The following is a 22,539-nucleotide window of genomic DNA, read 5'->3' on the forward strand; positions in this document are numbered from 1 at the left end:
CTTACAGTTTGGTGCTCACATGCCAACATTAACAATCAAAGTATGTACTAAATGACATAGCTTGACTCTAATTGCCGTCGTATTTAAAGACTTGGTTCTCAAACATTGCGGTCAGTAAGTCTTTGTCTGGATCGCTTCCATAGTTCAATTGGTCGTTTAACCCTTTGATCAGTATAGATTGTGATTCAGTGTCTGAGCTGACTTCTATCTGCACATCATCACTATTTTCAACTATAGCGGCCGTTAAATTCTGATTGTTATCAAAATCGACTAGCAATTCATCCAGGGTTGCGCCCGATTCAAGCTCATCTAACACTCCTACTAAATCAATCTGATCGCCGTCGGCAAGATTAAAGTCGGTGATCACATCCAACTGACTATCATCCACCTCTTCCCAGACAAACATATCCGCGCCATCTCCGCCTGTTAAAATATCAGAGCCAAGACCGCCAATAAGAGTATCGTTCCCCTCTCCGCCAATCAGCTCATCATCAAAGTCCGAGCCTATCAGTCTTGAGCTTTGGTCATCGTCCACCAGCGTACTGGCACTTGTGGCGAGCGAGGCGTCCAAATCACTGCCATCACTAACCAGTGTAACGGCGTAGCTTATCGCACTCGACTCAGCGGTGAGCATTGGATCACTTTCCGTAGAAACGGCCACCACATCAAAATTGACAGCTGACGATGGCAGTACTAGTGGATCAACCTGTACTACGACCGCATCGCTAAGCGCCGCAGCATCTAATACCCAACTGCCGGTGGTGTTTCCAACCAACACACTGCCATTTGCCGATTGGATCGTCAGCGCGCTATCCAGACCTCGCACCTCAATCGATAAGGTTTCACTTGCGTCAGTCAGTGCCGCCATTAACCCTAATAAAGGTACCCCTCTTGCAGCCAGCGCCGACTCTGAGATCACCGTATTCAAGCTACGTTGATTTTCGCTATTTAGAGTCAATGTTGGCGCATTCGCAACTGGGGTAATATTGATGGTCACGACATCACTGTCTTGAGCATGTGTTCCTGCATCGTCAAAGATTCCATTATCACGGGTGACTATGGTTAATTCGGCGTTATTACTGTATTGCGCACTGGTGTAGAAAACACCTTGCAAGGCATCGGTTTGCGCCAAGACTGCATTCACTTCATCAATTGGCCCACTCAACGTCACTGATGAGGAGTCGTTATCAATGATAGTCACAGCAGAGCTTGTCGTGACTATATTGATAGTGCCAAGATCAACGTTCAGCACTACCTCAATGTCTGCATTGGCATTACTGCCCACATAGTCCACGTCAGAAACTTGAATACCTTCTACTTTAGTGGTGCCCCCCTCATCAACGGTAATATCGCTTGGTAAGGTAGTGATTGGGTCGTCATTGACCGCAGAAACTTCAATATCAAACTCTTTGGTTTGCGATTTAGGGTCGTTAACTACCCCAAAGTTGCCGTTATCTTCAACCAGTACCGTCGTTTTGACGCTGCCAGAGCTATTGCTCTGCGGGGCAAAATTAATGCCGTTGGCTAAGGCGGCATTTATCTGCGAAATCGTACCGGAAATTTCAACACTGTTAACAGGCAATGTCGCCGTCACGATAGTGATGCCATAAGTTGTTTCTACGTCAGAAAGGAACGAAAGCTGGCCTGAATCCACATCAATGGTGACATTGTAAATGGCGTCTGGCGCCTGCGTTTCATCAACATCAGAAATTTGAATATTGGTGATCAGCAGATCGCTATCTTCATCCGTAGTAAGAGTCGGTAAATCAGAAATATCAGGGGTATCATTTAGCGCATTTACCGTGATATCAAACGACTCTGTCGCTGTTAACGCCCCGCCACTGCCGGCATTGCCGCCATCGCTGACCGTAACGGTGGCCGAAACCGTGCCGGTATAATCACTGGATGGGTTAAACAGTAGACCTGAGCTCAGCAAAGTATTCACATCATCAGCCAGTCCAGTAATCACAATCTGGTTATTGGTGATCTGTATTTGACCTGGGAATGCCGTTTTATCGACAGCATCAAAATCCAATTGACCATCTGTTACCTCAATAGTGACCACATAATCGGTTGTGGCATCGTCCGCAAGATCAGGATCATCGATTTGAATGCCCGATATACGCACGCTCGCATCTTCATCAGTGGTGACATCACTTGCACCAGTGATAATAGGTTCATCGTTGACTGGCGACACCACGACATCAAAGGTCACTTGATTGGTATTTGATGTACTTGAATCACCTGCATCAACAATGCCACCATTTGCGCCATCATTTACCGTAACCGTTACAGGTAATGTACCAGTGACGTCTGTTTCTGGGGTAAATTGAACGCCAGTTGCCAGTGCTGTATTGATATCCGCGAGCGTTCCCGTTAGCACTATCAATGAGCCCGTGGCAGGCGTAACGACTACCCCAGTAGGTGCTGAACTAAAGCTGAAGTTACCTGCACCTGCATCCACCTCTAAAGTAACGCTAAACTGGGTTGTTGGTGATTCGCTTTGATCGATATCGCTGATTTGGATGGAATCAATCAGCACAGTCCCTTCTTCATCAACCGCCTCATCGGCAATAGCCACAAACAGAGGCTGATCGTTTTCAGGTTGTACAGTGATGATAAAGTCTGCGCTGTTTTCATTCGGTTCTGCCACAATGCCAAAGTTGCCACCATCGTCAACAAAAATGCTCGCTTTGACATCACCATTGAAGTTGCTGTCAGGGTTAAAGCGAACACCGTCTTGCAAGGCCGCGTTAATATTGGCGATTGTGCCTTCGACAGTAATAGAAGTCGCAGCTGTATCGGATGTAGGGGTGAGTTGCACCCCAAACAAGGTTTCTGCGCCATCTTGGAAATTCAATAAGCCACTTTCAACACTTATAATGAAGGTATAAATAGCGTCAGGATCATCCACTTCATCAACGTCCGAAATGCTTAGGTTATCAATGATATATTCATTGTCTTCGATAGCATCTATGGGCGTGACGCCACCAAACAGTGGTTGGTCATTGGCTTCTTGTATGGTCAAGTCCACCACTTGCTCTGTGATGGCGGCAGGATTGGTGTATTCCACGCCATTGACGTCATATTCGACAGATTGAACCTGAATCTTGATTTGTGAAGGATTCCAGTTGGTGGCGTTGTTATCGCCAGAGTTGAAGAAAATACTCTCTAACTGTTGAGCATTAATATCTAAAGTCCAACTGCCATCACCGTTGTCGACAAAACTTGTGCCATCAAGTAAGCGAATGCTTGCACCATCTGGCACATCCAGTACCGTAACCCGCAATGTCTCTGGGGCACTCTCTTCATTCACTATGCCCGCAAGAGAGTACTCATCATCAATAATCTGCGCATTAATTTTTATCTCAATGTCTTCACTTTCGATGCCAGAAACCGAATCAACAATTGCAGTATCAACCTCATCCGCAACAGGGTTAACCACCAAAGTAAAACTAGCGTTGTGCTCCACTGGAACGCCGAGTAACTTTTCTTGAGTAAAGGCAACAATGCCTAAATCAACGATGCCACTAAATTGCTCCGCAGGCGTAATTTCCAAATCCGCAAAGGAAACGCTAGTGACTGATGGGTTGTTTAACTGAATGGTCCAGAATCCATCACCATTGTTTTTAACGGTAAATCCGTCTGGATCAGAGGCACTTGACGAGCTGACCAGAAAATCATCAGGCACTCCCGATATACGTAACGAAACAAACTCTTCCGAACCGTCGTTATCTTTTAACGAAATAGTAAATGGTGTGCCCTGAATTTGGTCTAAGAAAATAGGCGTATCTTCATTACCGGTAATCACAATCTTGTTGGAGCGGTCACCACCCTCAACAATAATGTCATCAACCACAGGGGTCACTTCAAAGGAAAGCTCACCGCTAAAGGCTACGTCTGCATCAGTATTGGATGGATGGTCGTAAAGTGGCGTTTGATCAAAATCAGTGATATCTCTGAGCGTGCCAGAAATGGTTAACTCAACAAGGTTATCGTTATCACCCGTAGGGAAATTCTCGGCCGGTTTAAACTGCACATCTTGCAGGAAATCTTCGATTGCGGTTGGATCACTTGCATCAAAGGTCATGGTGAATGAACTCACTTCATTCCCATCAGGGTCAATCAATACACCTTCACTTGGGTCTTTAAGGGCGATAGTCACTGTTTGATAGTGCTCTGCACCTCGTTCCACCGCGCTATCAATATCAGTAGATTCAACACCAATTTGTAAATGAATCACACCATCTTCGTAGGCAATATCATCTTGATATACTTCAGTGCCACCTTCAGCAATAGGGACAAAATCCGCATCCAATCCACTAGTACCTTTAACGGCGATACTGAGTGTTTGTGAAGTCTCCACCACCGGAGAAATTGCCACCGGAATTGTAAGATCAAAATATCGTTCATCACCGGATTTGGTGTCTGTGGTCACCGCTCTAAAATCAAGAAGTGCATCACCGGCATAATCTTGTGGTGGAACCAATACCAGATTATCTAAACCTAGAACATTACCGTTTTCGTCTATGTTGCCTTTAAACACATAATCTGCGGTAGTGTAATCAAATTCCGCGCCCGCTATCGTAAATCCTTGTAAATCCGCCTGCGCAAAAACTAAGGTTAACAAATCGGCGACATCATCTTTATCCGCCGTTGTGGCAAGAATGTCCTTGCTCATCAATTGTTGGCCTAGGTTAATATTGGTATCTTCTATGCCAATGATGATGTCGTCAGATTCGGTTTTCACCTCTAACTCGGCAGCAAATGAATCGTTTACGACCACATCCTCAGGGAAGCGTAAGGTAACATCGGTTCGTTTTTGAACGCGCGCACTTTGTTCGCCCTCTTCACCTTTGTCATACACCAACGCAGTAAAAGTAATGGTGATATTAGAAAACGCATCGTCGCCGTCCCCTGCAATTTTTAACCCGCTAGGAGCAACAATGGTGAAGTCATCTTCGTCGGTAACAACCCATTTACCATCCCCGTTATTTAGTGCGCCGATGATGACCAATTGATCCAGAATATCTTGCTCTAGCGTTCCGAAATCAACCACCAATTCTTCGACGATTTCATCTGGATTTTGCGCTAATGCCTGCTCTTCCTCTGGGGTTAAGATAGCGCTAGGATCTGCGGCTAATTTATCTAATGCGTCTTGCTCAATTTGCGTAATATCTAAATCAGTAAAGTTAACGCTGTACGCATCATCTTTTGCTTCATTGATGGTGAAGTTAATCATACCATTGGCATCAGCAACAATTGGGTTTGCCGCATCGCCAGTGACTTGGTTAGCTAAATCAGTGACCGATAAATTGGCGTCACTTTCCACCACAGGACGCACCACCACATCCACCGTACCATTAATGATGGCCGTTGCTGTACTTTCAAACTCAGCTTGACCGTCGGTGAACTCGTAGTCGTCTTCTGAAACTTCAATGGTCACGCTGAGTTGGAAGTCAGTACTGTCATCGGCAGGCGGTTTTACTTCCACAATACCTGAACCACTAAGCAGTGCACGTAAACCGTTGCTTTCAGAAATGATAATTCGCCCGTCAGCTGCAACCGTTGTGATTACGCCGTCAATTCTCACTTCAGAACCGGCAGGAAAACCCGACAGTGTGACTAATTTAATCACCTCATCAGAGTCAGGATAATCCGCATCTGAAGGGTGCCAATCAATTTCAATAAAGCTGTCTTCGTTGCCTGTAGAAGTGCGCTGATACCCATCTTTGGCATCAATCACTGGCTGAACCTTGATGAAAATATCACCTTCAATGATCTTGGTATCACCATCACTTTCGGTAACAACTAAAGTTGCCTTAAGATCGATATTGCCGGTAAATGAAGGAATAGGTCTTAAAATGATACCTGTATCAACGCCCGCTTCGGTAAGGTTCGCTTGATAAATTGGCCCACCTGACGAGTCATAACCAACAAACAACAGGTCAACTTCGTTGTTCTCGCTATCAAGTACTTTTACGCCATCGGGAATATTGGAAATCAAAACCGTCACTGATTCGGAATCATCTAACGGCGTATCGGCAAGCTCTCCACTAAACACTTTAAAGTTCAATGGCACGTCGCTATTTTCATCGATTAACGTTTCAACACCTACCGCATTTCCTTCGCCATCTAAAATTGGGTGCCACGTATCGCCCAGTCCATCTATATTAATGGTTGGAAAATCTGCGACGCCTTTAAGATCAACCACCAACTGTCGAGAATCTATAATTTTATCATTGCTGACCGTAACAGACGTACCTGTACCTGTGGTCTCATCAATGTTTTCCAGTTGCTGGGCAAAGTCTCGAATAATCCCTACCACCGTCATATTAAAATCGACGTTACTGTTTAAGTAAGGGGTAAACTGCACTTGCGAAAGCATGTCATAAGGGATTTCGTATACCCCAGTGGAGATCTCAGTGATCGGGTTATCCGCAGGGTCTCCAAGCCAAGTTAACGTGGCTAAGTTGCCATTGCTGTCTGCTAGCCCAGAAATTTGCACCAATAATTGCTCTGAACCGTCAAGATCTTGGCTTGGGCTAAGCTTAATATGTTGATCTAAAGTGGTGGTGGTATCTTCTTCTAACTGAATACGGGTAAGTACCATAGCGCCGTCATCCGCGATTGGATTGACCTTGATGCTAAAGAAGCGCTCTTCAGAGCGAGCTTCAGGTACTAAAGCGTTAGCATCGGATTCAGTGGTAATAGCGACCACTTTTACAGAAATGGTGCCACTCCAGTTCTCAGTTGGATTCACCGTGACCTTACCAATATCATCAGCAGAGATAACAAACAATCCAAAGCCATTAGGCGTTTGCACTACGCCATCGATCAACAGTTGATGGCCTAGTTCTTCAACAAAGCTCACTTCATAGGTAATGGTTTCAGAGCCGTCTTGGTCTTGGGTTTGCGCCAAGATTTGTAAAATCGCATCGTCACCATCTTCATCGACCGTAACTTCGAAATTACCCGCTGATGGCTCCCATGTTGCGGAATCGGCAATGGCTTTTACCTCAACGGCTAAGCTGCCATCTAACGTTTCGCTAAGGGCATTATTTCGATACACCTCAACACTGATGTCATAAGAATAATCAGTGCCTTCTGAACCTTGATTTCGCGCCGGAACAAAGAATAAATTCTCCACATTCCAGTTTTCATTATCTAGCGTTGATACCATCAGCTGATCTTTACTGAGGGTCACTTCTGAGCCATTAACGGTCAGCGCTACATAATTAATGCCGTTGAAGTAATAAAAATCACCTTCTGTGGCATCTACCCCTTTTACTGTAATCGCGCCAAGCTCTTCGTTATTATCAAAATCGTCTGTGTTAACACTGATATTGACCTTGATTGGCGCATCACCTACAGGAAGATTATCCTGAGCGTTAGTGTCATTTTGAGTGACGCTTCGACCTGCATCTTCACTGCCACTTGCTCCAGTTGAAGTGATTTGTGAAGTAATATCATCCACTTGGATATTGATTGCTTTGGTACTGGTATCGCCATCGCCATCGGTTGCTGTCACTTGTACATCAATGACAACAGAGTCTCCTGTTTGCTTAACGTCATCCTCTGCGGTGAATCGGATTCGCCCATCAGGGTTAACCTCTAATACCCCCATCAGAGAGTCTGCATCAATCGGATTAGCAGGATCGCTACCGTCGCTATACAAATTAAAGCTTTGGAAACCGCCGCTAGGATCAATGGAGATAACCGTACTGCCAATTTGAATCTGGGTTAATGCCCCATCATCTGCGCCTTCAGTTTCGAGGCCGCTCTGTTTCAACACATTAATAGTTGAAGCAGCATCTCCCTCAGTCACGGTAAAGGATTTTTCAATCACCTCTGGCACATCATCCACCACGCTGACCACTAAGTCTTTGGTTGGAGAATTATCCCCATCCATATCTTGCACATAGATAGGCAATACAATGTTAACGGTATCAGCAGAATCTGGATTGGTATCAGGACCAGAGATTGGGTGATCAATGGCTCGTATTAACTCAAAATCAAATTGGCCAAAGTCAGAACTGGTTAAGTCGTTGTTGATTTGGATAGACAGAATGTCCAGCTGTTGACCATTTACCGATGCTACGCCCATATAGCCGCCGGCAACCACAATAAAGGTGATCGGTTGGCCTTGATACGTCAGTGCGACAGTACCGCTACCATCGGCAAAAGTGGCGCTCACATTGGCGGTATCTAAATAAAAGGCTTCAACATCGTCACTGCCTTGTAGGTAAGTGACGCTTGAACTAGCACTCTCTAGGTTCGCATCAGGATCTTTACCGCCTTGGATTGGTGGCACGCCTGTATCACCTTGGTCGATACTACTCTCCGCCAGTGTCACTGCCGGCACAACATTCACTTGAGGATCAGTGCCATCGGCAATCTTGACGTTGATTTCAGCGGTTGAGACATCCCCATCCGTATCGGTCGCATTCACAATCAAGGTAAGGTCGTTAATATCCAAAGCGGTATTGTCTTGCTCAAGAGCTTGCAATTGCTCAATGGAATAAGATCCGTCTAAGTTGATGCTTGCCACCAGCACTACATCACTGGTGTCGCCCGCAATATGCACGGTAAAAGTGGTGCCATCTCCGCTTAACAGTAAGCCAACCGCCTGGTTGTTACTGAGCAGTGACCCCCACGCCAAATCTGTACTCAATGAAGCATCAAATTTTACTGTCGCAACCGTATCAATCCCCTTAACTAAATCGACACTGCCCGTGACAGGAGCTGCATCTGGGTCAAGAATGAGGTTCTCATCGACAGCCGTCACTTGGTCGTCCGAGTTTGGATCGGTACCATCTTCTATGTTGATGCTGATCTCTTTAGTGACTGTGTCATTGTCGCTATCGGTAGCTTCAACGGTGACACCTAAGCGATTAAAATCATCCGAGGCAACTTGGTCTAACGCTTGCAGCTGCTCAAAGCTGTATTTGCCATCGAGACCGATAGTGCCGACAAATACAGGGGTTAAATTAGTGTCATCGGTCACTAGACTAAAGGTTTGTCCGTCTGCACTAATCACAACTTTAGTGTCAATGCCGTTGGAGGTTAATCCATCCCACGCAGATTGCTGACTGCTACTTAATGAGAACACCACCGAGGCTATCGCATCGGCCCCTTGGGTTAACCCCACATCGCCAGTGACTGGGAAATCTACTCCGCCAGTAATATTATTTTCATTCCATTGCAGAGAGATAGCGGCATCGGTGAAAGTAAGATCATCACCATCGTCGATTCTCACTCTGGCATTCACACTGGTCACATCACCATCGGTATCGGTAGCATCCACATTCAAGTTTAAAATGTATCTATCATTGCTTGCCGTTTGGTCAATTGCTTGGATTTGATCGACCACATAGGTGCCGTCCTGATTAAGCTTAATGGTCAACACTGACGTGTTCGGTGCTTCACTGAGTGAAAGCGTGATCAGAGTATTATCTTCGGTGATCGTATATTCAGTCTCTTTACCATTACTGGTTAACGCCCCTAATTGATTCAATTGACCATTTGCCAAATTAAACGCAAGGTTAACCAGTGCGTCACTACCATCGGTGAGATCTAAATCCCCAATAGATGGCGTAGCATCAAGGGAATTATCATTGATGCGCACCGTAGAGGCCGTCAGCCCAATATCTGCGCCATCTTCGATTTCCAGTACGATCTCACTGAGTGTTTCATCGTTATCGGCATCAATCGCGCTCACCCCTACTGAAAGCTCAAGCAGATCGTTAGCAGCAGTCTGATCAATGGCAGCAAATTGTTCAATATTGTAGTTACCCGCAATATCCATGCTCATCGACAATACCAAAGTAGTGCCATCAAACACTTCAATTGAACGTTCACTCACCACCAAGCTGGTTGCACGTCCGTTACTGGTAATGGATTGCCACTGGGTTTGTTGCGCCGCATCAAGCACAAAGTCTAAACTGGCGAGCACGTCAGCACCCAAAGTCAGACCTATGTCCCCTTCTATTGGCTGTGTATCTGTGCCTCTTTCATCTTCATTCCAGCCCTCAGTCACATCACTTGACTTAATATCAGTGCCGTCGTCAATGGTGACAGTAATGGTTGAATTTGCAGTATCACCATCGGTATCGGTAAATACCACACCTGCACTAAGTGAAGTTTCATCACCGCCACTGTTGGCTTGGTCAACGGCGAGGAATTGCTCCAACTTAAAAGTGCCGTCACTATTGAGGGTCAGTTGCAGAGCCACCACACCAGCCGAACGTACAATTAAGGCTTGGTCTGTTTGTTCTAGCGTTGTGGATTGACCATTAACGGTAATGGCTTGCCACGCCGTTAGCTGCGCAGTCGTTAAGCTGATCACCGCACTATCAATGGCATCACTGCCTTGATAATTCAGATCCCCTTCCACCTCATAGCCTGCAACGCCAATATCGTCCTCATCCCAAGCAAGGTTGGCATCATCAGACTCAATCACACTGCCATCAGTAATGGTAATATCAATCACAGAAGGCGGCCTGTTGGTGATAGGATCAATATTGTCGTCACCATCACTGTCTGCCACCACCACATCAAACACTAAATTGGTTTTATCTGTTGCGTCCTGATCAAGTGGTCGTTTTTGCTCAATGGAATAAGAGCCATCGTCTTTTAAGGTCACCACTAACACATCTTGGCCTGATTGGCTGACCACTATGCTTTTATCTGTCACGACAACGTCTGTGGCTAAGTCATTGCTTGTTAAGTTTTCCAATGCGCTGCGCTGGTCTGTGGTCAATTCAAAGCGGACACTGCTGATATCATCACTGCCAGTCACAAGATTTAGATCAGAGAAAATAGGGAAAGCGACACCAATATCGTCTTCATTCCACGCTTGTGTATCGCTACTTAGCACTGGATCGTCACCATCAGAAATAGTCAGCGCTATTTTTGCTCCTACTGGTTCAGTTTGATCGTCACTGTCTTCAACAAAAATAGGAATATTGAGTATTAACTTCTCTAAACTTTCATGATCAAGTGCTTGGAATTGAGTGACTCGGTAGTTCCCTTCAAGGTCGAGAATTTCAACTTCCAGAACTTTGTTAGTTGGATCATTGCCAATATAAACAGTAATTAAGGTGTTACCTGGCAAGTTATTATTCGGGCTATTGGTCACCGCTACGCTAGTGGCTAAGTCGTTACTGACCAATCCGCTCCATTCAACGGCTGTTTCAATGCTATCGCCAAACGTCACCGCAATGATTTCATCTGTACCTTGGGTAATCACAAAGCTTTCGTAAAAAGTTTGCTCACCGGAAATCTCGACAATATCAATCGCACCATCCAATACCACGGGATCCGCGCCATCAGAAATGTTCAGTTTTAGCGTGCCCGTATCCACATCCAAATCGGTATCAGTCACCACCACATCAAGCTCAAGGGCTAACGGCCCATCAACGGGTTGGTCAACCGCGTCGTATTCGGTAATGGTGTAGGTACCATCGGCAGCAATCTTCACCACTAGCACCAATTGCGAAAGATCACCGTCTTTATAGACAGTAATCTCTGTTTTATCGGTGTTAATGCTTAAGTTTGTGGGTTGACCGTCACTGGTAATGGAGCTCCAAGGAGAATCGTCCGCTAAATCAGCAAATTTAACACTAGCGATATCATCAATGCCTTTATTGATGGTCATAGTGCCAGTAAAAGATGATCCGTCGATCACTTCGACAAAATTCAATGTGGCGTCCAGTATTTCGGGATCAATACCGTCTGTGATCTTAAGTTTTATGTCTGCGCTATCACTATCACCATCAAAATCGGTGGCAATCACACTCACCGAGAGCTCATTGACGTTGCTGGTCACATCTTGGTCAAGAGGCAAGTTTTGCTTAACGCTAAAACTGCCGTCATCGGCAAGAACCAACTGTAATACCACCGCATCTGAGCCATCGGCTAAAATCACCGACAAAGTATTGCCGCTTATGCTTACCGAGGTGGCAGCGCCATTACTGGTGAGGTTGTTCCAGGCATCTACTGCAATGGAACTGGCGTCCAATTGATAGGTTTCAATAGAATCACTAGCCGGAGTAAAGACAATTTGCTGATCGCTGATTTCAAGCGGCAAACCCTCTTCTTTGAAATTGACATTGATATCCGAGCCAACAGGATTACCCGCATCATTGATTTTGATGTTGATGTTGGCTGTGCCACTGTCACCGTCTGAATCTTTCGCCAACACTGGCAGTATGAGATCAGTAAGATTGGAAAGCGCGTCTTGTTCTATCGGTTTAAACTGAGTGACAACATATTCGCCATCATCATCAATGGTCACTTCAAGTACTTTCTGATCTGGGTCGCCATCAACAATAACTGTTAGCGTTTTATTGCTATTGGATAGCACTACCTCTGTTGCTAAGCCTTCGCTAAGCAATCCATTCCATGTAGCATCTAACGCCACGTCTGGATTGAAACTCAAGCTCTGGATATCTTCACTACCCGCAACAAAATCAATCTGCCCGCTATCGGATTGCACGCCAGAAATTTCGTTGAGAATAATCTCACTATTGCTACCGCTTGGATCAGTACCGTCTGTGACCTTAACGCTTATGGTTGCAGAGCTCACATCTAAATCGCTGTCTTTGACATCAACGCTAATACTTAACTCGGTTAAATTATTGATGTCTTGATCAAGGGGCTCTCTCAAATCGATGCTGTACAAACCATCAATACCAACGATCACTTTCATCACTACCGTACCATCGGCAAGTGATACGGTTAAAGTGTCGTTGATGCTGCTTTGATGGGTGGATGATAAAGCAACATTAGTAGCAAGGCCGTTACTGGTGAGGTCTTGCCAAGGGCTATCTAGTGCAACCACATCTTCGTTAATCGCAATACTGACCACAGCATCACTGCCTGCATCTAATGATAAATCGCCGGCAAATGGCTGCTTGGTCACATCACCAATATCATTTTCCAACAGATCGGCAATATCATTTACGATGACGGGGTCAGTACCATCACTAATGGAGAAAGAAATCGGTGCGCGCGTGACATCACCATCGGTATCGGTAACCGCAACCCCCACATCTAACACTAAGGTATCGGGATTGAGTGCGTCGTTTTCATCTTGGTCAATGGCGGCTAACTGATTGAGCGTATAGGTGCCGTCTGTATCGACCGAAATCACCAACACATCATCACCGCCCAAGGTGGTCACAGTAATGCCTGTATCAGTAATGGTTAAAACGGTTGCTTCACCATTGCTGGTAATACTTTGCCACGCGCTAAGTTGCTCAGGTGAGAGTTCCAATACCACGCTCGAAATTGCGTCACTGCCTTGGTAACCCAAACTGCCCGTAATTGGCAGCACCAGTGCATCACCAATGCTGTCTTCATTCCACAGCGCTTCATCAACAGAGAGCGCAAATTCATCGCCATCATTGATGGTGATATCAATAGTGGTCGCGACCACATCTAAGTCAGTATCGGTAACGGCAACGCCCACTTGCAATGCATTTACATCTGCCGTTTGGTCTAGCGCTTGCAGTTGAGTGACCGTATAAGAGCCTGAAATATCGATAGTTAAAGTTAATACAGGCGTACCATCGGTCAGTTGTACGGTCAAACCATTGCTAGAGATAACAAGTTGCGTGTCTTGCCCATTGCTAGTTAATGATTCCCACGCCGTTTGTTGCGCGTCGCTAAGAGTAAACTCGACCGATTTAATGGCATCACTGCCTTTTTGCAAATTAATGCTACCAGTATCGGTTGCCGTATTAATGGCAACCCCATCTTCATCCAATGAAATACTGCTGGCCTCGACAGTGGCATCGTCGCCATCGGTGATCTTAATACTGATATTTGCCGAGTTTGAATCTTGGTCGTAATCGGTGGCAATCACAGGCACTAACAGTTCACTCATATCACTGGCAGCAAACTGATCAAGAGCGGCGTTTTGCACTAAGGAATAACTGCCATCATCGGCAAGTGTCAGCACTAGAACATCCACGCCACTTGAGGTAGATAACGTTAGAACTTTACCCGTTGCATCCAATGTTAAGTCGGTGGCTACGCCATTGCTGGTCAATGCGCCCCATATAGCATCACTTTCAACGCTGTCATCAATGACTAAGGTTTCTACAGCATCACTGCCAGGGGTAAACAAGATATTTCCGGTATTAGTTTGGCCACTTTCACCGGTTTCAATGTAGGCGATTGGGCTTAGCGGCGCGGAAGGTGCAATATTATCCGTAATATTAATAGTAATGTTTGCCGTACCAGAATCTCCTTCAGAGTCACTGGCGATAACGGGCAGTATGAGCTTGGTCAGATCGGTCGTTGAGTCTTGTTCAATTGGCTTAGATTGAGTGACAAGGTAATTCCCCTCGTTATCAATCACTACTTTTAATACTTCAGCCCCAGATGTCGAAGATACAACTAGAGTTTTGCTGTCCGTTAATGTAACCGTCACCCCTTCGCCGTTGGTTTGTAACCCGTTCCACACTGAATCTAAAACCACGTCAGGATCAAAAGAGATATCGGCAATATCTTCACTGCCTGCGCTAAAGACGATTTGGTTGCCTTCGCTAACAACGCCTGTGGTTTCTTGCAAATTGACTATGCTGTCCACGCCACTAGGATCCGCGCCGTCATTCACAGTCACAATAATATTTGCTTGCGAGCTATCACCATCGGCGTCGTTTGCCGAAACAGGCAGCGACAAAGTAACAGAATCACCGCTTAATTGATCTATAGGCTCAAACAATTCAATGCTGTATGTGCCATCAATGTTGACGATGATTTTTAGTACCGGAGCGTCGTTATCGGTGCGGCTAATAAGCAAGGTGTCATCCACATTCAGCTGATTTGTCGATGACAGTTCTAAGGTAACACCATTGCCATTACTGGTAATGGATGTCCAGTCCAAGTTGGTCAATACCGAATCATCAATCACGACTGATTCAACTAAATCCGTCCCTTTGACTAAACCAAGATCCCCAGGTTGGGGTTGAATATCAGGGTCGCCAATTTGGTCTTCTTCCACAGTGATGCTGTCATTGACAATGCTCGGATCTGCGCCATCGGTGACGGGAACCGATATGGTCGTTGAAGTCACGTCGCCATCGGTATCGGTCGCATCAACTTGCAGAGTTAAATCATTCACATTGCTGTCAACGTCTTGCTCTAATGCGCGCAATTGTTGAATGCTATAGCTACCATCAAAGTTAATAGTGGTGGTCAGCACAATTGCCGTTTCATCCCCTTGCAGATGTACAATCAGCGTTGTGCCGTCATCACTGAGTTTGACTTCTGTGGCTTGATTGTCACTGCGAAGCGCAAGCCAAGTGGCATCTTGTTCCACACTGGCGTTAAACACCACACTGGCAAAATCGTCCACACCATCGGTCAGGCCAATATTGCCTGTTTTGGCCACCTGATCGGGGTCATTGATGTCATTTTCATCCAGTGGCGTACTCACGCTAGCCGTTGAAGTTGGATCAACACCATCATTGATAGTAATGCTAATCACAGAGCTATCATCATCTTGATCCGCATCAGTTGCGGTTACCGTCACCGACAATAGGTTTTGGTTGGAAGCAGGTTGGTCGATAGGCAAAAATTGCGTAACTGAATACTGCCCATCCAAACCAATTTCCAGCTTTAATACTTCGGTACCGTCATCTAAGGTCAACAATAATTGCCCCGATGCCACCTCTAAGGTGGTTGCTTGACCGTTGCTTTCAATATTGGACCATGCTGCCAATTCAGCATCTGTTAAGGTAACGTTCATCGATTCTATGACGTCACTGCCAACCACTAAGCCCACATTTCCTGTCGCTGCGGTTGGCGTATCAGTCGCGTCATCAAACAATTCAACATTCGCATTGACGATAACAGGGTCGTCCCCATCCTCTATCTGCAAAGAAATGTCGGTAAAGACTGAATCATTATCGGTATCGGTGACAATCACAGGCAAGGTTAATGAGATAGAATCAGTGCCATTATGTTCCAACGCCTGATATTGAGTGACAGTGTAACTACCATCTGCATTGATGGTGGCTTCCAGTACTAAATTACTGCTGTCACCTGACACATAGACAACCAGATTATTGCCAGTAACACTGACCTCTAGACTGCTATTGTTGCTTAACAGCCCTGTCCAATCAGTATCGTTTTCAATGCTGGTTTTATCAAACACCACACTAAATACATCGTCACTTCCCTGCTGCACATTTACTGTGCCCGAGACAGTGATCTCTTGACCTGTTTCGGTGATCAATGGCGCAGTGCTCGGCGTGACAGTGGCATTGTCACCATCGGTGATTTCAATCCTGATATTGGCAATTTGCGGTTCGCTGTCTAACGCATCGGTATCAAATACGTCCACTCTTAGATCCAATAGCAAAGTCTCTAACACGCTATGATCTAAGGCTTGAAATTGTGTGACTCTAAAGTTGCCCGCCAGATCTTCCAGTTCAACTTCAAGCACTTTATTGCTGGTATCGCCGGTAACATACAGTGTCAGTAAAGTGTCATTGTTGCTTAAAGAAAAACTCAGTGGTAAATCATTACTCACCAAACCATCCCAAATAGGATCTGCGTTTAACGCATCAACATTAAATACCACAGTCTCAATCGGGTCATCAGCCACCACAATTAAAAATTGATCGTAAAAACTTTGTTCCGTGGCTTTTTCAGTGAAGGCGATGGTTTTATCGCTCACCACTGGCGGAGCACCATCTATGATGGTTAAGGCGATATTGGCATTGGCAGTATCTTGGTCGGTATCCGTGACGAGCACAGGAATGTCGAGCAAGATAGAATCGGTCGTCGGATCTTGGTCTATCGGTTTGGACTGCACCACAGTATAAGTGCCGTCTAGCGCAATACTCACGTTGAGCACTTGCACTTCATTGTTGCCAGCATCGAGATAATAAACGGTCAACGCATTTCCATCGACGCGAATCTCTGTGTCCAAATCACCGCTAGTAATACCTAACCAGTTAGGGTCATTAATGATTTCAGGGTCAATCACCACAGTATCTATGGCATCCGAACCCTTAGTAATCACTACTTGAGCCGAAACGGTTCTCACTATTTCGCCAAGTTCGATATATTGAATGCTACTGTTAGCAGCCTGTGGATCGGCGCCATCGGTGATGTTAATCGAAACCACGTTTGAGGCAGTATCACCATCATAATCAGTGGCTAATACATTGATAGGTAACACTAATAAATTATCAGATAGATCGCCGGCACTTGGGTGATCAAGCCCTGCGTTTTGCACAATACTGTAACTGCCGTCAACGCCAATGCTGACAATAAGCACGTCTTGAGTGGCGGTTGATACGGTTAATACAGTGCCGTCACTGGACAAACTAACGCTGGTCTCTTCGCCATTAGAAGTCAGATCGGCCCAAATTGGCGCCACAATGCTTGAGGGTAAAAATTGCACCGTTTCGATGGCATCACTAAACACCGAAAAATCAATTTGACCTTGATTGGCTTGCCCAACACTGCCCGTTTCGGTGTAACTCACCTCGCTTGGGTCACCTGTTGGACTGATGTTATCACGCACGGTAATAGTGATGTTTTGAGTCACTGAATCGCCATCGGTATCAGTGGCGGTGGTAGGAATAATCAGATTTAATACATCCGTATCTTGCTCAATAGCGCGATACTGAGTCAGCGTATATTTACCCGTATTATCAATAGTGACTAGCAAGACTGGATCGCCATTGACGGTATTGACTTGAATGGTTTTATTATCCACAAACGTTACTGAGGTTTGCTCACCGTTACTTACGATACCTTGCCACGTGGCGTCATCCACCACACTCGCTTCAAAAGAAATATCGGCAATTTTGTCACTGCCTTGAGTGAAAACAATCTCACGAGAGGTGCTAAATTCGTCTTCGATTTCAATGTAATCAAGCAAACTATCTTGACCGGTTGGATCGCTGCCATCGGCAATCTCCAAAGAGATGGTTTCTTGTTTGCTATCACCATCGGTATCAACAGCTATCACAGGGACATCAAGAGAAGTCAGGTTTTGGCTATCTTGGTCTAGGGCTTGTTTTAGATAGACTTGATAGGTGCCGTCTACATTGACGATAACTTCTAAAACCACGCTGGTCGGATCGCTTTCTAGATACACCACCAGCTTATCTTTAACTAAATCCCCAACGCCGTTTTGTTGAACTGTGGATTCTTCAAGGCGCAAGCCTGTTGCTTCGCCATTGGACGTTAATTGGTTCCATGCACTATCAAGCAGTACTGAAGGTGCAATAATAATGGACTCAACATCATCACTGCCTTGAATAAGACCAATGTCACCGGAAGAAGATGGCGAAGTGATTCCGATTTCGTCCTCATTAGCGGTTGGCGCAATCACGCTATTGATGCTTAAGTCATTACCGTCGGTTAAACCTAAAGTTAAAAAGCCTTTGCTAATGTCACCATCGTTGTCGGTCACTGTGACAGGCAGAGCAACGCTTAAGGTTTCTAGGCTGTTTTGTTCTATGGCTTGAAAAGCTTCTAACGAATAACCGCCGTTACGATCTAACGTAATTTCAAACACTTTACTCGATGGGTCGTCACGCAATACCACCGTCAAGGTAGTACCATCGTCACTGAGCTGTACTTGAGTTTGTGAATTATTCGACAGCAATCCATCAAATAAGGCCAAACTCTGTGCATCAAACACCACGCTATCTAAGCCATCACTTCCCAGCTGATACAACTCACCAGAAATAACGTTAACACTGGCCCCGTTAGATTCTACTTCATCTGAAACAACCGCATCGATAAGGGCGTTGTCTCCATCGGATACCACTACACTAAACTGCACCGGGTCGATAAGTTCAAAGCCACTGATATCCTCACCAGTAATGGCAAAGTTAACACTGAGCTGATCATTAGCAATAGAGACATACTGACCGTTCACATCCAGATGGTCGATAGGCTGTGAAACTAAGGTCGTCACGCTTAACTCGATACCACTATCGAGTACGGTTTCAGCAATGGTAAAAGAGATCACTTCTAACCCATTAAGCGTACCTACCAGCGCATTTAGCCCCTCATCGTAGACAAAACTCACCGCCTCACCGCCTGAGGTAATATGAGCATTTAGCTCTGCCAGTACCGCGTCTACATCAACGGGAACAACGGTAAATGTATCCGGATCTAAGGCAAAAGTAGCTTGTTCGACAACGACACTACCTACTGTCGTTTGCGGATACGTAGCAGCCGTTAACGACCCCTCAGCAAGAGCAGTATTAATCTCACCACCACCATCGGCAAAATTGATAGTTAAACCATCGTCTTCTACATCTTCAACCTCAATTAATACGCCATCGGTTTCAAACAGTGTTTCTGGTCGAGTTTCAACGTGATCCATATCGACACTAACAAAACCGCCGTTTGCAGAATTTTGTGCATCGACGTTATGTCCTGCTGCCAAAGTATCCAGTATCTCAGCCGGATCTTCTCCACGAGAGATCGCTTCTTGAACCGCAGCAATATCTTGCTCGTTATATTGAGAGGGGTGATCTTGTAACTCGAGAGATGAGCGTAAATCTGATGATGCGAGAACTGATGATTGTTCTGGGCCTACGCTAGCCACACATACTGCGCAGTTTTGATTGAAGATTTCGGCCTTAGCGCCATATTGCACCATGACTTTGGCATCTTCACCTATCAACAACACATCCCCTTTTTGGAGCGTGTCGCCTTTTTGAATTTGTTTTGCCGGGCTAGATGCGTTGATGACGACCGAATTGCCCAATGCTTCTATAACAGATACATCCGTGATCAGTATTTGCTCTTTCATAACCTACATCCTTGTCTTCTGCCTGAATAATCCATCATCGAGGCAGTACTCCACAATACAACTGTGTTGTTATAGCACTTCACTTACATCACATTTTAACAATCAAAAAATAATATAAAACCCTTTATTGAACATTTAGTTAACATTTTTGTATTTAAATCATTTTAGCGACCCGCACCCTCGCATATAAATGCGCAACAGGGATATTTTCACTCATAACATGAATAAAAAGCACTGGGATTTTGTACGAAATCAACTAAAGAATGTGTCATAAATGTAATTGAATATTTTATGCTTAAGAAATCTCTTACTCATAATTTTGTAGAATCAAAATATATACTCACGATATAAAATTCTGATGTTTTACTAATATAGGTGGAGTAAATATTATTTACCATGCTTATTAACTGATATATGAGATGATTATATTAAAATTAAGATTTGATCGAGCTCAAAAATTAGTCACTAACAGCTATACCTAGAAAGTAGTAAGGAGTAATATGACTGCGGCTTCATAAAAGGAGGTTTTTAGCATGAATAAAGACTCATTCGGCATCTGCATTAATAGTGCCATGCTTAAGAAAAATGAGCGTACAACATTCACTCATGTTCGCGCCTATCAGGCAGATGATTCTGGGCTAGATTTTAGAGTGTTACTTGCAATCCCACAGATCACGGGAAAAGAACTGTTAAACACCATGCAGCACTCGCGAAATTTAGTTTGGCGAGCGACCTATCAATGTAATTGTGAATATGAGTAATAATGAATGTACTACTGCTCAAAAAACTAAACGCCAGTGATCCCCCACTGGCGTTTTATGTTTTTTAGAGCGTCAGATATAAAATCTATAGGCTAAATCAAGCCATTACAGACCTAATATTGACCACCAAAGCATGCCTGTTGACATGAATACAACCGCCGAACTGATAGCAATCACCAAACCAATTTTCATCCACTCCGCACTAGTATGATAACCATAACCCATCATGATAGGGTTACGAGCGTGAGAATAGGTAGATAGGTTACAACCTACGTTTGTGATACCTGCAACAGCTAAAACAGCAATGATTGGTGAAACACCCAATGTCATCAACGCGCCAATCACTACAGGGCCTAACGCCATTACTTTTGCAGTGCCAGACGCAAATAGATACGCACTAATCAGATAAAGAGCCATCATTGCCATTAAAAATAGTGTTGGTGACGCACCCACCATGCCGGTTTTCAATGCATGAGCAACGCTGTGCCCTACCCAAGTAGAAAATCCAGTACCTTTTAAATTGTTCGCCATACCCATCAGAGTGGCAAACCAAAAGAACGTATCCCAAGCTGCAGAGTTATTTTTAACATCATTCCAGCTAAGCACATTGGTAATGATTAATACTGACAAACCAATAAACGCCGCTACTGTGGTGTACATACCAAATGGTTTTGTCACCCACATAATGATCATAGCGATAAAGGTGCCGAGCAAGATCCATTCTGGCGCCGTTGTGCTTTTTAGTTTCGCCAGTTCTTGTTTAGCAAACTCAGGCGCTTTTGGCGTCTCTTTAGTTGCAGGAGAAATGGTTTTATACAGAACAAAAGGAATGCTGATCAATAATGCTAAAGCCGGAACCAATAGATATTCAGACCAAGTGGCAAAATCTAAAGTCACTCCCGCTACGCTCAATGCAATCCCCACCAAGGCCGCATTGCCCGCAAAGCCTGTGCTAAAGCCAACTGCGGATGCATCATTCATCGCAGACGATGATGAAATCAGAAATTGACCTAATTTCTTGTCGTCTTTATCAATAACTTTTGCCAAAGAATCAGCAATTGGAGCCATGATACTGGCACGCGCTGTATTTGAAGGTGTACCCGGTGCAATTAAGAAATCGGCAACGCCAAGGCAATACGCTACTCGTAAAGTCGATTGACCAAACTTACTCAGAAGCAGCAATGCAATACGCTCACCCAATCCTGTAGTGGCAAATGCTTTCGCCAGTAAAGTGGCAATAACAATAAGCCAAATCAGAGGATGATTGAAATCGCGCAAAGCAATCGTCAATGCACCTTTAGAAGAGCCCGCACCCGTAGGATCAAGTAGAATAAAAGCCGTCAGCCCAACTAGCGCAGTTGCCCCTGTCGGTAATACGTTACAAATAATACCTGCGATGGTGGCAATAAAGACGATTGCCGTATGATACGCCGTTACATTCAATCCACTTGGTGGTTGCACTTGCCATAAAATTACAGCGACTATTGCTATTATTATTAATGGGATTAGTTCTTTTATTCGGGTCATACTATTACCTGATTTACCGGTGAAGGCGACAATATAGATAGCGCCTTGTAGTTGCGTTTCGCTGTTGAGCACAGAACATATCCCTTCGTAATAAGGGCATAAACTGGCACTGACAAAGTTTTGTTAGAAAATTAACAATGCAACTATAAACCATACGTAATTGTTTGAGATCGAAAAATAGGACGCATAGTTGCATACTTAAATTTCACTGCAAAAAGTAAATTTGCGACAAGCCCCCTAGCAATTTAACGGCGCTATTTTACGAAGAACTCCCCCCTTTTTTCATCATACAAGGCGACTCAAATAAACTGTGATGATGAGCACGTGGCATTTGCGGTTCTAGCTTATAAATATGACAAAACGACAGCATCAGTTACAAAACAGTCACCGTGAGTTACAGATTGTTAAAGATAACTTATAAAAATACAAAAAAACTTGAAGTTCATATTT

The 22,539-nt window shown here is 44.7% G+C and carries 3 protein-coding genes; 1 reads left to right on the plus strand and 2 read right to left on the minus strand.

The genetic code is table 11. From position 1 onward, the window contains the following. Positions 1–67 precede the first annotated feature (67 nt). A complete protein-coding gene (locus QV280_RS15820; protein WP_253912527.1) occupies positions 68–19,801 on the minus strand; it encodes a retention module-containing protein in 19,734 nt (6,577 codons plus the stop codon). A gap of 533 nt (positions 19,802–20,334) precedes the next feature. Here QV280_RS15820 and QV280_RS15825 point away from each other — a divergent pair. After that, positions 20,335–20,562, plus strand: a complete 228-nt coding sequence (locus QV280_RS15825) for a hypothetical protein (protein ID WP_023403087.1) — start codon at positions 20,335–20,337, stop codon at positions 20,560–20,562. Positions 20,563–20,667: 105 nt separating this feature from the next. Here the strand turns inward: QV280_RS15825 and QV280_RS15830 are convergent, their stop codons facing one another. After that, the gene (locus tag QV280_RS15830; RefSeq protein ID WP_367869547.1) at positions 20,668–22,161 is read right to left on the minus strand and encodes a DASS family sodium-coupled anion symporter; all 1,494 of its coding nucleotides are present in this window, start codon (positions 22,159–22,161) and stop codon (positions 20,668–20,670) included. Positions 22,162–22,539: the final 378 nt, after the last annotated feature.

Source organism: Vibrio sp. B1Z05, assembly GCF_052955985.1.

Excerpts from the sequence above, each read along its gene's own strand:
- QV280_RS15825 (WP_023403087.1), top strand. The coding sequence starts at position 20,335 with ATGAATAAAGACTCATTCGGCATCTGCATTAATAGTGCCATGCTTAAG.
- QV280_RS15820 (WP_253912527.1), bottom strand. The coding sequence starts at position 19,801 with ATGAAAGAGCAAATACTGATCACGGATGTATCTGTTATAGAAGCATTG.